At 72.0% G+C, this 12,952-nt stretch carries 15 protein-coding genes, 3 tRNA genes and 2 pseudogenes; 4 read left to right on the top strand and 16 right to left on the bottom strand.

All coding sequences use genetic code 11. The features are described from left to right. The 9 genes and pseudogenes from BN12_RS16980 to BN12_RS16940 all read right to left on the bottom strand — a co-directional run. Nucleotides 1–137: pseudogene (locus tag BN12_RS16980) on the bottom strand (50S ribosomal protein L7/L12); the annotation flags it as partial. Nucleotides 138–216: 79 nt separating this feature from the next. Further along, nucleotides 217–843 carry a 50S ribosomal protein L10 gene (rplJ, locus tag BN12_RS16975; RefSeq protein WP_048554316.1) on the bottom strand — a complete coding sequence of 209 codons (627 nt, stop codon included), beginning with the start codon at nucleotides 841–843 and terminating at the stop codon, nucleotides 217–219. Between the two features lie 269 nt (nucleotides 844–1,112). Then, nucleotides 1,113–1,922 carry a hypothetical protein gene (locus BN12_RS16970; protein WP_048554314.1) on the bottom strand — a complete coding sequence of 270 codons (810 nt, stop codon included), beginning with the start codon at nucleotides 1,920–1,922 and terminating at the stop codon, nucleotides 1,113–1,115. Between the two features lie 251 nt (nucleotides 1,923–2,173). Next, nucleotides 2,174–2,890 carry a 50S ribosomal protein L1 gene (rplA, locus tag BN12_RS16965; RefSeq protein WP_048554312.1) on the bottom strand — a complete coding sequence of 239 codons (717 nt, stop codon included), beginning with the start codon at nucleotides 2,888–2,890 and terminating at the stop codon, nucleotides 2,174–2,176. A gap of 100 nt (nucleotides 2,891–2,990) precedes the next feature. Next, a complete protein-coding gene (gene rplK / locus BN12_RS16960; RefSeq protein ID WP_048554310.1) occupies nucleotides 2,991–3,422 on the bottom strand; it encodes a 50S ribosomal protein L11 in 432 nt (143 codons plus the stop codon). Nucleotides 3,423–3,516: 94 nt separating this feature from the next. Next, nucleotides 3,517–4,308: a transcription termination/antitermination protein NusG gene (gene nusG / locus BN12_RS16955; protein WP_048556525.1), complete on the bottom strand. Its 792-nt coding sequence runs from the start codon at nucleotides 4,306–4,308 to the stop codon at nucleotides 3,517–3,519. A 322-nt stretch (nucleotides 4,309–4,630) separates the two neighbouring features. Then, a complete protein-coding gene (secE, locus tag BN12_RS16950) occupies nucleotides 4,631–4,903 on the bottom strand; it encodes a preprotein translocase subunit SecE (protein ID WP_048554308.1) in 273 nt (90 codons plus the stop codon). Between the two features lie 73 nt (nucleotides 4,904–4,976). After that, nucleotides 4,977–5,049: transfer RNA gene (locus tag BN12_RS16945), tRNA-Trp, on the bottom strand. Between the two features lie 128 nt (nucleotides 5,050–5,177). Further along, nucleotides 5,178–6,128 carry an alpha/beta fold hydrolase gene (locus BN12_RS16940; protein WP_048556524.1) on the bottom strand — a complete coding sequence of 317 codons (951 nt, stop codon included), beginning with the start codon at nucleotides 6,126–6,128 and terminating at the stop codon, nucleotides 5,178–5,180. A gap of 95 nt (nucleotides 6,129–6,223) precedes the next feature. Between BN12_RS16940 and BN12_RS16935 the strand changes: the two genes are divergently transcribed. The 3 genes and pseudogenes from BN12_RS16935 to BN12_RS16925 all read left to right on the top strand — a co-directional run bounded on the left by BN12_RS16935 (nucleotide 6,224) and on the right by BN12_RS16925 (nucleotide 9,066). Continuing rightward, nucleotides 6,224–7,561: an aminotransferase class I/II-fold pyridoxal phosphate-dependent enzyme gene (locus BN12_RS16935; RefSeq protein ID WP_235432443.1), complete on the top strand. Its 1,338-nt coding sequence runs from the start codon at nucleotides 6,224–6,226 to the stop codon at nucleotides 7,559–7,561. Then, nucleotides 7,558–8,022 (top strand): DUF5709 domain-containing protein, encoded by a 465-nt coding sequence (locus BN12_RS16930; RefSeq protein WP_048550867.1) that lies wholly within the window; start codon nucleotides 7,558–7,560, stop codon nucleotides 8,020–8,022. The genes BN12_RS16935 and BN12_RS16930 overlap by 4 nt, the downstream gene beginning before the upstream one ends. Next, nucleotides 8,019–9,066 (top strand): annotated as a pseudogene (locus tag BN12_RS16925) (adenosine deaminase). Before BN12_RS16930 ends, BN12_RS16925 begins: the two are co-directional and overlap by 4 nt. Here BN12_RS16925 and BN12_RS16920 read toward each other — a convergent pair. The 7 genes from BN12_RS16920 to BN12_RS16890 form a co-directional block, all read right to left on the bottom strand. After that, complete coding sequence (locus BN12_RS16920; protein WP_048550872.1) at nucleotides 9,008–9,802, bottom strand: DUF4184 family protein; 795 nt, start codon at nucleotides 9,800–9,802, stop codon at nucleotides 9,008–9,010. The pseudogene BN12_RS16925 and the gene BN12_RS16920 sit on opposite strands and share 59 nt — an antisense overlap. Nucleotides 9,803–9,830: 28 nt before the next feature. Then, a complete protein-coding gene (locus tag BN12_RS16915) occupies nucleotides 9,831–10,904 on the bottom strand; it encodes a UDP-N-acetylmuramate dehydrogenase (protein WP_083454450.1) in 1,074 nt (357 codons plus the stop codon). Nucleotides 10,905–10,912: 8 nt separating this feature from the next. Further along, the gene (locus BN12_RS16910) at nucleotides 10,913–11,332 is read right to left on the bottom strand and encodes a MaoC/PaaZ C-terminal domain-containing protein (protein ID WP_048550873.1); all 420 of its coding nucleotides are present in this window, start codon (nucleotides 11,330–11,332) and stop codon (nucleotides 10,913–10,915) included. Between the two features lie 2 nt (nucleotides 11,333–11,334). Then, nucleotides 11,335–11,781: an FAS1-like dehydratase domain-containing protein gene (locus BN12_RS16905; protein ID WP_048554305.1), complete on the bottom strand. Its 447-nt coding sequence runs from the start codon at nucleotides 11,779–11,781 to the stop codon at nucleotides 11,335–11,337. Between the two features lie 88 nt (nucleotides 11,782–11,869). After that, nucleotides 11,870–12,040, bottom strand: coding sequence for a 50S ribosomal protein L33 (gene rpmG, locus BN12_RS16900; RefSeq protein ID WP_048550876.1), 171 nt, complete (start codon nucleotides 12,038–12,040; stop codon nucleotides 11,870–11,872). A gap of 105 nt (nucleotides 12,041–12,145) precedes the next feature. Beyond that, nucleotides 12,146–12,219, bottom strand: a tRNA-Met gene (locus BN12_RS16895). A 45-nt stretch (nucleotides 12,220–12,264) separates the two neighbouring features. Continuing rightward, nucleotides 12,265–12,337, bottom strand: a tRNA-Thr gene (locus BN12_RS16890). Nucleotides 12,338–12,559: 222 nt separating this feature from the next. On the opposite strand from BN12_RS16890, the gene BN12_RS16885 reads away from it, so the two are divergent. Further along, nucleotides 12,560–12,952 (top strand): AMP-binding protein (locus tag BN12_RS16885; protein WP_048554304.1); only part of this gene is annotated, 393 nt, incomplete at its 3' end.

The raw sequence follows: 12,952 nt of genomic DNA, 5'->3' as shown, positions 1-12,952 counted from the left end.
GGGGCGGCGGCGACCGCGACGGGCGCGGCGGCGGTGACGTTGAAGGTCTCCTCGAACTGCTTGACGAACTCGGAGAGCTCGATCAGCGTCATCTCCTTGAAGGCCTCAAGGAGCTCCTCGGTGCTGAGCTTCGCCATGATGGGCGTCCTTTCTCTGACGTACGCGTATGCCGTGAGTGGCGTGGGTTCGTGCTGGTGCAGGTCCGAGCCGGTCGGCTCAGGCCTGCGTGGTGTCCTCGTCGCCACCCGCGGCGACGTCTGCGCCGTCCGCGGCGGCCTCGGCAGCCTCCTCGGACGGTGCCTGCGCCGGCGCGTCCGCGGCGGGGCCCTGCTCCTCGACCTTCGCCCGGAGCGCCTCGACCGCGCGAGCGGCCTGGGACAGCGGAGCGGCGAAGAGGGCGACGGCCTGGCTGAGGGAGGCGTTCATCGCCCCCGCGAGCTTGGCCAGCAGGACATCGCGCGACTCGAGGTCGGCGAGCTTGGTGATCTCCTCGGCGGACAGTGCCCTGCCCTCGAGGTAGCCGCTCTTGATGATCAAGTGCGGGTTGGCCTTGGCGAAGTCACGCAGGCCCTTGGCGGCCTCGACGGGGTCTCCCTCGACGAAGGCGATGGCCGACGGGCCGACGAGCTGGCCCTCGAAGGCCGTGACGCCGGCCTCCTTGGCCGCCAGGTCGGTCAGCGTGTTCTTGACCACGGCGTAGGTGGCGTTTCCGCGGAGCGCGCCGCGCAGCTGGGTGATCTGCTTCACCGAGAGCCCGCGGTACTCCGTGAGAACGGCCGCGCTCGACCCGCGGAACCGGTCCGCGAGCTCGGCGATGGCAGCAGCCTTGTCGGATCGTGCCATGTGGCCTCCTTCCATCTAGTCCGGGCCAGACGGCCTCCGGGAAGGTCCCCACATGAGAAGGGCCCCGGCGCAAGCGCACGGGGCGGGCATCGCATACGCGTCGGTATGCCGTCTGCTACGTGGCCTGCGCTGGTCGCCGCACCCGGTGCGGACCTTCGGCCACCTCGCTCGGCGAGCGGGATGGCGACCGGCGGTCTCTGGTCGTCACCAAGGGTACGGGCCGGCCTCGGCTCACGCCAAATCCGGCCCGTGCGGAGGGAGGGTCTCGGTCAGGCTCCGGTGCTCGGCATCGAGAAGGTCCCGACCTCGCCGGCCGGCGGCGCGGAGATGTCGACCGGCTCGCCCCACTTCGACATGGTGACCGTCACGTGCTGTCCGGACACCGTGGTGTCCATCGTCCGCGGGAGCCCGTCCTTGTCGAGGGTGATGGTGTACTCGACCCCGTCCGGGAGGGTGTTCGCGTTCGCGCCACCGAGCCCCGGGAACTCGCGGTCCTTCTGCGCCTGCAGCTGCTCCTTGGTCAGCGTGACGCGGTAGGTCGTCGACGAGCCGTCGGCCTGGGTCACCGTCGCCTTGACGCCCTTGAGACCCGCGAACTGCGAGGCCGGGTCCTTGGACAGCGAGTCCATCCGGTTCAGCATCGGAGCCATCCGCTTGCTGAGGGCGTCGGTGCCGTTGGGGTCGATCTTGATCCACTTCTTGCCGTCCGACATCGACGACAGCATGCCGCCACCCAGGTAGATCGTCTTGTCCACGACGATGAACTCCATCGTCTGGCCGGACGCCTTCATGCTCATCCTCATGGCGGTCGAGGGCCGGCTGTAGTCGACGTCGGCGTCGGCCGTCCCTTCGCTGCCGAGGGACATGGCCATGTGCCCCGTCTTCTTGGCCTTGACGGCCTCGGCGCTCCGGCCCATGACCGAGGCCAGGTCGACGGTGTCACCGACCTTCACCGCGGCGACCGCCGCGGTCGCCGAGGATGTCGAGCCCCCGCCCGACGAGCCGGCGTCGGAGGATCCGCAGGCAGCGGTGAGGGTGAGTGCCGACACTGCGACGACAGCGGCGAGAATGCGCTTCATGGTGGTGGGTCCCCCAGGATCCGGTCGACGAGAGGTGTCACGGGAGCGATCCGTACGGGCCCCCGCCTCACCGTCCAGCGTAACCGCCGGTCGCCGTCAGCGCCCCCGGTACGACCGTCCGACGCGCCCGAGCCCAGCTCGGCAGGTGCGGGCTTGCCGTGGTCGGAACGGCCGGGAAACCACGACAACCCCGCACCTGCTGAAGCGGGGGCGGGGTTGTCGCGGCCTGTCGTCGTCTGTCGCCGCGCCGGTCAGGCCGTCACGTCGTCCTCGAGGAGGTTGCGGGTGCGGTTGACGTCGAGGGGGATGCCGGGACCCATCGTCGTCGACATCGTGCCCTTGGCGATGTAGCGGCCCTTGGACGCCGACGGCTTGAGCCGGAGGATCTCCTCCAGCGCGGCCGCGTAGTTCTCCACGAGGGCGGTGTCCCCGAAGGACGCCTTGCCGATGATGAAGTGGAGGTTGGCGTGCTTGTCGACCCGGAACTCGATCTTGCCGCCCTTGATGTCGGAGACCGCCTTCGCGGTGTCCATCGTGACGGTGCCCGTCTTCGGGTTCGGCATGAGGCCGCGGGGGCCGAGGATCTTGCCGAGCCGGCCGACCTTGCCCATCATGTCGGGCGTCGCGACGACGGCGTCGAAGTCGAGCCATCCGCCGGAGACCTTCTCGATCATGTCGTCGGAGCCGACGTAGTCGGCGCCGGCCGCCACCGCGGCCTCGGCCTTGTCGCCGTTCGCGAAGACGAGGACGCGGGCCGTCTTGCCGGTGCCGTTGGGCAGGTTGACCGTGCCCCGCACCATCTGGTCGGCCTTGCGCGGGTCGACGCCGAGGCGCATGGCCACCTCGACCGTCTCGTCGTACTTGTGCGTCGCGTTCGACTTCGCGAGCCGGACGGCGTCGAGCGGGCTGTAGAGCCGGCTCGCGTCGACCTTCTCGGCCGCGGCGCGGTAGGTCTTGCTGCGCTTCATGGTGATCTCCTTGCTGTGCCTTCGGTGGAGTCGTGGTGCGAGCCGAAGCGGGCTCTCCCACAGGAGCACGCGATCGCGGGCTCCGGACGGTGCGTGCCGGTCAGAGCTCGGTGACGACGCCCATGGAGCGGGCGGTGCCCGCGATGATGCGCATCGCCTGCTCGACGTCGTTGGCGTTGAGGTCCTGCATCTTCTGCTCGGCGATCTCGCGGACCTGGTCGCGGGTCAGCGTGGCGACCTTGGTCCGGTGCGGCTCACCGGAGCCCTTCGGGACGCCCGCGGCCTTCTTGATGAGCTCCGCCGCCGGCGGGGTCTTCGTGACGAAGGTGAACGAACGGTCCTCGTAGACGGTGATCTCGACGGGGATGACGTTGCCGCGCTGGGACTCCGTCGCCGCGTTGTACGCCTTGACGAACTCCATGATGTTGACGCCGTGCTGACCGAGGGCCGGGCCGACGGGGGGCGCCGGCGTCGCGGCGCCGGCCTGGATCTGCAGCTTGATGAAGCCGGAGACCTTCTTCTTGGGGGGCATGCTGGCTGTTCTCTTCCTGTCGTGGGCCGACGCCATGGGCGATGACCCGGTTGCAGCCGTCCCTCGCGGGCCGGCGGAGAGTGCCGTCGTCCGGTCAGATCTTGGCGACCTGGCTGAACGACAGCTCGACCGGGGTCTCCCGGCCGAAGATGGACACGAGCACCTTGAGCTTCTGGGTGTCGGGGTTGATCTCGGAGATCGTCGCCGGGAGGGTCTCGAAGGGACCGTCCATGACGGTGACGGACTCGCCGACCTCGAAGTCGACGAGGGTCGCCTCCTTCGCGGTGCCGGGCGCGGCCTGGCCACGGCTCGACGCGGCCGCGGCGGCGGGCGCCTCGAGGTCGGCCGGCTTGAGCATCGAGAAGACCTCGTCGAGCGTCAGCGGCACGGGCTGGTGGGCGTTGCCGACGAAGCCGGTGACTCCGGGGGTATGCCGGACCGCACCCCACGACTCGTCCGTCAGGTCCATCCGGACGAGGACGTACCCGGGCATCCGGACGCGCCGGACGAGCTTCTTCTGGCCGCCCTTGATCTCGGTGACCTCCTCCATGGGGACCTGCACCTCGAAGATGTAGTCCTCCATGTTGAGGCTCGTGATGCGGGACTCGAGGTTGGCCTTGACCCGGTTCTCGTACCCGGCATACGAGTGGACGACGTACCAGTCGCCGAACCGGCTCGCGAGGTCGTCGCGGAAGGCCTGGACCGGGTCGGCGTCGGGGACGATGTCGCCGTCCTCGTCCGCAGCCTCGCTCGGCTCGGCGGCCTCGGCCGGTTCGGTCGCGTCCGTCGGCTGGGCCGCGTCCGTCGATTCGGCCTCGACGTCGCCGCCGAACGCCTCGGCGGCGTCGACCTCGGAGCTCACGGCCGCCTCGTCGGCGGGAACGATCTCCTCGACGGCCTCGGTGCCCTCGTCGGTGTCGAGGAGGACCTCGTCGACCTGGGGCGCGTCGCCCGCCGGCGTGTCCTCGCTGTCGTCGACGGGTCCACCGAACGCGTCGGCGGCGTCGGCCTCCGAGCGTGCCTGCAGCTCCTCGGCCGGGGTCACCTCGCCTTCGACGACCGGGCCACGGCCGCCTTCCTCGACGATGACCTCGTCGACGACGACCTCGTCGTCCGCGCTGGTCCACTGGTCGGACACGTGCTGACCCACTTCCTTCTTCGTACTCGCATCGGTATCGGCGGCGTCGGGTCGGGCCCGACGCGCGGCCTCAGCCGCTGAAGACCCAGGCGACGAGATGCTGGAACCCGTAGTCCAGGAGGGACACGATGGCCATGATCAGGACGACGAACACGATGACGACCGCGGTGTAGTTCCACAGCTCGGATCGTGTCGGCCGGACGACCTTGCGCAGCTCGTCGAGGATCTGGCTGATGAACAGACCGAGCGCCCGGACCATCCGGGAGATCGGGTTGCCCGTCCGGTCGCCCTTCGTGCGACCGGCGCGGCCCGACCCCCGGGTCTGGGAGCCCACGTCCGTCACGTGTGCCTCTTCTCGTCGATGATGTGCTCAAAAGCGGCTCGGACACCGCCCCAGGCCGGTCGGCCTGGACACGCAGGGCAGGAGGGACTCGAACCCCCAACCGCCGGTTTTGGAGACCGGTGCTCTACCAATTGAGCCACTGCCCTACGGAACGCGTCGAAGGGGCGAGGCGTTCCGGGAGGTGCCTTGCGGGCATGCCGAAGCATTGGTGCAAACCACCGGTGAGCAAGCATACGGGAGGCCGGCGCCGCGACGCGAACCGACGAGAAGAGGGTCAGCCGGCGGAGGGGGCCACGGCGAGCCCGCCGGCCGGCGCGGCGGCCCCGGCGCGGAGCATGGCGCGGAAGGCGCCGCGGTTGTGCCGGGCCGGTGCGGTCGTCTCGAGGAAGTCGCGGACGAGGGCGACGAACTCCTCGGGCGCGTCCTTGTGGGGGAAGTGGCCGGCTCCCTCGACGAGGGCCACGCGGATGGTCGGGGCGACCGCCTGGGCGCGGGCGGCATGGTGGGCCGGGATGACGTGGTCGGCGGTGCCCCAGACGAGCATCGTCGGGACACGCCGGGTGAGGTAGGCGCGGTCGGTCATCGTGATGATCTGGCCCCGCCAGTCGACGACGGCCGAGACGACGTGCCGCGTCGCCCGGCGCGCCCTGGGGTCGACGAAGGTGTCGAGGATCTCGGCGACCTCGTCGAGGTCGTGCGTGAGCGACGGGCCGACGGCCGCGGCGACCCGCATACCGGTCGTGAGGAGCCGACGCAGCGGCCACGTCGTCAGCACGCCGACGGCGGCACTGAAGCCCGGCGTCGTGACGACCCGGACGAGCGGCGTGACCTCGCGGCCGAGCCCGCCGGGGGCGACGAGGACGATCCGCTCGGTCCGCTCGGGGTACTGGTAGGCGAACTGCATGGCGACGCCGCCCCCGAGGCTGTGCCCGAGGACCGTCACCTTCTCGATCCCGAGGACGGACAGCAGGTCGCGCATGCCGTTCGCGTAGCCGCCGACGCTGTAGTCGGCGCGGGGCTTGGCCGAGCGCCCGTGGCCGAGGAGGTCCGGCGCGATGACGGTATGCGTCTGCGCGAGCCGGTCGATGACGGGGTTCCACGTCGTGTGGTCGCAACCCAGGCCGTGGAGCAGGAGGATCGCCGGGCCGGACCCGACCTTGACATAGGCCCGGCGGTGCCCGTGGATGTCGACGAACGACACCTCGTGGAGCTCCGTTCGCGCCATGGTCACCTCCCGTCGGCCTCCTCGTCATTGTGAGCCACCTCGGGGCCCCGCCGGCGGGTTATGCGCCACCTGCCGCGGATGGGACCATGGCTGGCGTGACCGAGCAGACGACGCGTGTTCCCCTGGCCGACCTGTCCCCTGCGGAGCTGGAGGTGTTCCTGGATCGCCAGCGGGCGGCATACCAGTCGCTGCTCGACCGCGGACTGCGGTTGGACCTGACGCGGGGCAAGCCGTCGGAGGCCCAGCTGGACCTGGCCGACCGGCTGCTCACGCTGCCGACGACACGGACGGACGCCGACGGGGTGGACGTGCGCAACTACGGGGGGTTGGCGGGGATCCGGCAGATCCGGGAGATCTTCGGTGAGCTGCTGCAGGTGGCGCCGGAGCAGGTGGTCGCGGGGGGCAACTCGAGCCTGACGATGATGCACGACTGTCTGACGCAGTTGCTGCTGCACGGCGCTCCGGGGTCGCCGCGGCCGTGGGTGCGGGAGGAGCGGGTGCGGTTCGTGTGCCCGGTGCCGGGGTATGACCGGCATTTCGCGATGCTGGCCCACCACGGCATCGAGATGGTGACCGTCCCGATGCGCGAGGACGGGCCGGATGCGGGGGTGGTGGCGGCCCTGGTCAGGGACGACCCGAGCGTGAAGGGCATGTGGATCGTGCCGACGTATGCCAACCCGGTCGGGGCGGTGTGTTCCCAGGAGGTGGCGGCGGCGTTGGCCTCGATGCCGGCGGCGGCGCCGGACTTCCGGATCTTCTGGGACAACGCCTACGCCTTCCATCACCTGACCGAGCAGGAGGCCAAGAGCGCCGACATCCTCACCCTCGCGGCGGTCGCGGGGCACCCGGACCGGCCGCTGGTGTTCGCCTCGACGAGCAAGATCACCTATGCCGGGGCCGGGGTGGCGTTCCTGGCCGCCTCCGCCGACAACGTCGCCTGGTACCTCTCCCACCAGCAGTTCGCCTCGATCGGGCCGGACAAGGTCAACCAGCTGCGGCACGCGGAGTTCTTCGGCTCCGCCCAGGGGGTGCGCGAGCACATGGCCGGGCACCGGGCCATCCTCGCCCCGAAGTTCGCGGCCGTCCAGGCCGCGCTGAGCGCCGAGCTGGACGGGCTGGGCGTCGCGACCTGGACCAAGCCCACCGGCGGCTACTTCGTCAGCGTCGACGTCCTGGACGGCACCGCCTCCCGGGTCGTCGCCCTCGCCAAGGCCGCCGGGATCGTCCTGACCCCCGCCGGGGCGGCCTTCCCCCACGGGCACGACCCGCACGACCGCAACATCCGCCTCGCGCCCAGCTTCCCCGTCCTGGACGACGTCCAGACCGCCATGACCGGCGTCGCCACCTGCATCGCCCTCGCCGCCGCCGAACACCTCCAAGCCCGACACCAGACCGAGCGCAGCACACCCGAAGATGCGAGCCTGGAGTCATGACGGATCCGACGAGCGACCCCCTGGACGACGACGCGCTCGACCCGCAGGGACTGGAGACCCTCGGTGCGGAGCGCCCCGACGACGTGCGCATCAGCGCCGAGGAGGGGGACGACGAGCCGGTCGTGCCGCCGGACATGATGCCGCGCGGCACGGAGTGGGGCACGACGCCGGCCGAGGAGGAGCAGGGCGAGTCGATCGAGCAGCGGATCGCCCAGGAGGAGCCTGACCCCGAGCCAGACGACGCGACGGTCGGCGGCGACGACCCCGACGCCATCGACGCGGAGGACGACTGGCTCGGTGACGACGGCGAGGTCGGCGACGGGCCGCCGGTCCGCGTCGTCTCCGACGACGAGGGCGACCGGCCCGACACCGACTCCCAGGCCTGGGGTCGCGATGCCGGCTTCGACGACGACGGCGGTTCGGCCGAGGAGTCGGCCATGCACGTCATCGAGGACAGCTGAGCCTCACACCGGGCGCGGGCGAGCGCTCCCGCGATCTCACGCGGCTGCCCAAGGCCCACCTCCACCTCCACTTCACCGGATCGACGCGGGTGGCGACGATCCGCGACCTCGCCGACAGGCACGGCATCCGGCTCCCCACGGCGCTCCTCGCGGACTGGCCACCGCGCCTCAGCGCGCGGGACGAGCGGGGCTGGTTCCGGTTCCAACGGCTCTACGACGCCGCCCGGGCCTGCGTCCGGGACGAGGACGACATGCGGCGCATCGTCCGCGAGGCCGCCGAGGACGACGCGTCGGAGGGCTCGGCCTGGCTGGAGATCCAGGTCGACCCCACGTCGTACGCGCCGTTCCTCGGAGGCATCACCCCGACGCTGGAGATCGTCCTCGACGAGGCCCGCCGGCCCGACCCCGGTGGCCGTCGTCGTCGCCGCATCCCGGATCCGGCATCCCCTCGACGCCCGGACCCTCGCCCGGCTCGCGGTCCGCCACGCGGGCGAGGGCCCGGGGTCGGTCGTCGGGTTCGGACTGTCCAACGACGAGCGCCGCGGCGTGACCGAGGAGTTCGCGGCCGCGTTCGCCATCGCCCGCCGGGGCGGCCTGGCCCTCGTCCCCCACGCCGGGGAGCTCCTCGGGCCGACGGCGGTCGAGACGACGCTGGAGTCGATCCGCCCCGACCGCATCGGGCACGGCGTCCGCAGCGTCGAGGATCCCCGGGTCCTCGAGCTCGTCGCCGAGTCCGGGGTCGCCCTCGAGGTGTGCCCGGCGAGCAACGTCGCCCTCGGCGTCTACCCCGACGCCCGCGACGTCCCGCTCCGGACGATCGTCTCCGCCGGCATACCCGTCGCCCTCGGCGCCGACGACCCGATGCTCTTCGGGAGCCGGCTCACGGACCAGTACGCCATGGCCCGGCGCGACCTCGCGTTCGACGACGCCGGCCTCGCCGAGCTGGCCCGGTCCTCGATCCGCGCGAGCCGGGCGCCGGCGCCGGTCAGGGACCAGGTGCTCCGGAGGATCGAGGACTGGCTCGCCGACGGCGCCGCCCCCTGAGGGCCGCCGCCCACCAGGCGACGACGACGAGGGCCGCCGCGGCACAGGTCAGCGCGAGCCCCGGGACGACGAGGTTCTTCAGGTATGCCGCGCGCCCGGGTGACGGGGGCATCGCCCGGATCCCGAGCGCGACGCCGGCGACGAAGGCGGCGAGGAGGAGCGACCACGCGGCGTGGTGCCAGCCGACGACCCGGTCGGGCGGGGTCTCGGGGCGGCGGGACCGGAGCGCCTGGACGACGTAGCCGGCGACGAGGACGCAGCCGACGACGCTCGAGCCGAGCTGCAGCCACTGGTAGAGCGGCCACTGGACGTGGACGGTCCGCAGCGCCGGCCAGTGCTCGACGACGTAGCCCTCCCGATGCGTGAACCCGTCCCACACCACGTGGGTCAGCCCCCCGACGACGGCGGCGACGTAGGCCAGCGGGACATCGCTCCACCGCACCCGTCGGTCCAGCGGCCGCAGCCGCTCCCGGACCCGGGTCGGTGACAGGTCGCGCAGCGGCCGCTCGACGGCGACGAGCCAGGCGAGGAGGGCGGCGAGGCTCATGAGGGCGTCGACGCCGACGACGCCGCGGAGGGAGTGGGTCAGCACCCGGGAGACGGGGACGGGCACGAAGTAGGGCGCGTCGGGTGCCATCGTCGCGATGACGAGCGCGGCGAAGACGACGGGCCGCGCCCGGCCGAGGCTCCGCGCGACCGGGAGCGCGGCGAGGGTGTGTGCGGGAGTGAAGGCCACGGATGCCCAGGTGCCGTCCCGCGGGACCTCAGAGCTCGACGCCGACGAGGACGGGCTCGGCGACGAGCCGGACCCCGAAGACCTCCTCGACGCCGTCGCGGACCCGCCGGGCGAGGGCGGCGACGTCGGCCGTCGTCGCGTCGCCCCGGTTGGTCACCGCGAGGGTGTGCTTCGTCGAGAGAGCGGCCGGCCCCGGGAGGCCGAACCCCCGCGTGAACCCGGCCCGCTCGATGAGCCACGCCGCGCTCACCTTCGTCCCGCCGCCCGCCTCCGGCCACGACGCGACGCGGGGGTCGGCCGGGCCGAGGTGGGCGCGGGCCCGGTCGACGAGGTCGGCGTACGCGGCGGCCGACAGGATCGGGTTCGTGAAGAACGAGCCGCAGCTCCACGTGTCGTGGTCCTCGGCGTCGAGGACCATCCCGCGCCGGCGACGCTGGGCCAGGACGGCCTCCCGCGCGTCGGCGAGCGGGACCCGGCGGCCGGCCTCGACGCCGAGCTGGTCGGCCAGCGCGGCATACGCGACAGGGCGGGACAGGTCGGCGACCTCGAGCTGGAAGAGGACGTCGAGGACGACGTAGCGATCGGTGCCCTTGAACCTCGACTGGCGGTAGGTGAAGGCGCAGTCGGCGTTGGCGACGGTCCGCACCGTCTGGTCCCGTCGGTCCCACACGCGCACCGAGGCGATGGTCTGGGCGACCTCCTGGCCGTAGGCGCCGACATTCTGGATCGGAGTCGCCCCCGTGCGGCCCGGTATGCCGGAGAGCGCCTCGATGCCGGCCCACCCCTCCTGCGTCGAGCGGGCGACGAGGGCGTCCCAGTCCTCGCCCGCCGCCACCCGGACGAACGCGCCGCCGCAGCGGTCGCGTGACTCGACGGCGACACCCCGGGTGGCGACGTGGACGACCGTGCCGGGAAAGCCGGCGTCGGCGACGACGAGGTTCGACCCTCCGGAGAGCAGCAGGAGCGGCTCGTCGGCGTCGTCGACCTCGCGGACCGCGTCGACGAGCTCGTCGGTCGACGTGACGGTGACGAGCCGCGCGGCCGGCCCGCCGACGTGCATCGTCGTGAGGTCGGCGAGCGCCGCGCCGGCGGTCTCCTCCACGAGGTGCGTCAGTCGAGCCGGACGACGGCGACGCAGCGGCCGAGGACCTTCTCCCCCGCCGCGGTCGTCGTCAGCTCGACCGTCGCCCGCCGTGCCTGCTCGTCGACCGACGTGACGACGCCGGTGACGACGATCTCGGCACCGTCACGGGGGACGACGACGGGCTTGGTGAAGCGGGTCGAGTAGGCGACGACCCGCCCGGTGTCGCCGGCCCAGTCGGAGACGACGGTGCCCGTCGCCCCCATCGTCCACATCCCGTGGGCGATGACGTCGGGCAGTCCGACGCTCGTGGCGAACTCCTCGTCCTGGTGGATGGGGTTCTGGTCGAGGGAGGCATCGGCATACGCGACGAGGGTCGTGCGGGTGACCGGCAGGGTCACCGGCCCCAGCTGCTCACCGACGGTCACCGTGTCGAACGCTCTGGCCACGCTCACTCCCCTCCCCGGACGACGATCGTCGAGGTCTCGGTGCAGACGGGCGAGCCCTCGGCGTCGACGAGCTCGCACCGCGTCGTGATCATCGAGTGCCCTCCGGCCTGCCGGATGGCGTCGACCGTCAGGGTGCCCGTCAGCTCGTCACCCGCCGTGATGGGGCGGTGGTGGACGAAGCCCTCCTCGCCGTGGACGACCCGGCTGTAGTCGATGCCGGCCTCGGGGTCGCGGACGTACTCGGCGGAGCAGCGCTGGGCGAACCGGACGGCCATCGTCGGCGGGGCGATGACGTCGCGGTACCCCGCGGCCCGGGCCGCGTCCGCGTCGGTGTGGAGGGGGTCGGTGGCGCCCACGGCCCGGGCGAACGCCGCGATCATCGCGGCGTCGACGGCATACGGGCCGCTCGGCGCATAGCTGCGCCCGGCGAACTCGGAGTTGACGGTCATGGCGGCCACTCTAGCCAGCGCCGGAACGGCGGAAGCCGCCCGGCCACGGCGTGTGGCGGGCGGCTTCCGGCGGATGCTTCGGGGTGCCTCAGCGGGTCTCGCGGTGCACGGTGTGCCGGCGGTCGCGGGGGCAGTACTTCTTCAGCTCGAGCCGGTCGGGGTCGTTGCGCCGGTTCTTCTTCGTGATGTAGTTGCGCTCCTTGCACTCCGTGCAGGCCAGAGTGATCTTCGGGCGAACGTCCTGGGACTTGGTGGCCACGGGGCAGACCTGCGCTTTCGGGTGATGCGGGAACGACGGAACTCGGGACGGATCTCGACAGGACAGGATACGCGACCTCGGGGGCGATCCCGAAATCACGTCCGGTAGCGGGGGCGGGGCTCGATCCCGCGACCTCACGATTATGAGTCGTGCGCTCTGACCAGCTGAGCTACCCCGCCAGGGGTTCGGCACCGGGTGGTCGCATCCACCGGCTCCGATCCGCGAGCCCCAATAGGGAATCGAACCCTAGACCTTTTCCTTACCATGGAAACGCTCTGCCGACTGAGCTATTGGGGCCTGCGGCCGATCGGTGCGCACACCGGTCCCAGACCGCTCCGAGAGACTACACGGTCGGGCCGGATGCGATGAAATCGCGGCACCATCCCGCTCCTCCCGCCTCTCACCCACCGGCATACCCCCACCTCCCTCGCACGTGCCGAGAAGATGTCGTCATTCCCGCGGGTGGAGTGCGGAGACAGGCCCTTGTCCGCGGCGGTCGGGCCGAGGCAGGGTGACGCCATGACCGCGCCCTCCAGCCCCGCCTCCGCCCCGTCCTCCGACCTCGTCCGTCGCGTCCGACGGCAGGCGCTCGGCGACCTCCCCCACCGGACCGCCTCCCGGGTCCCGGACAAGCTCGCCCTCGTCGGAGGGGGCCGGCGCTTCACGTATGCCGAGCTCGCGGCGGTCGTCGACGCGGGTGTCGCCGACGCGGGGCTCGCCAAGGGCGACCGGCTGGCCCTCCTCTCGCACAACTGCTGGGAGTTCGTGGCCCTGTCGTTCGCGGCGGCACGTATCGGCGTCGTCCTCGTCCCCGTCAACTTCATGCTGTCGGCGCCCGAGATCGCCTTCATCCTCGATCACAGCGGCGCCGCGGCGTTCGTCGTCGAGGACGCCCTCGTGCCGGTGGCGGCC

The organism is Nostocoides japonicum T1-X7 (genome assembly GCF_001046855.1).
In the GTDB taxonomy this organism is placed as follows: Bacteria; Actinomycetota; Actinomycetes; order Actinomycetales; family Dermatophilaceae; genus Nostocoides; species Nostocoides japonicum.
The sequence above is the reverse complement of the archived record's forward strand: the minus strand, read 5'-3'. Positions and strand labels throughout refer to the sequence as shown.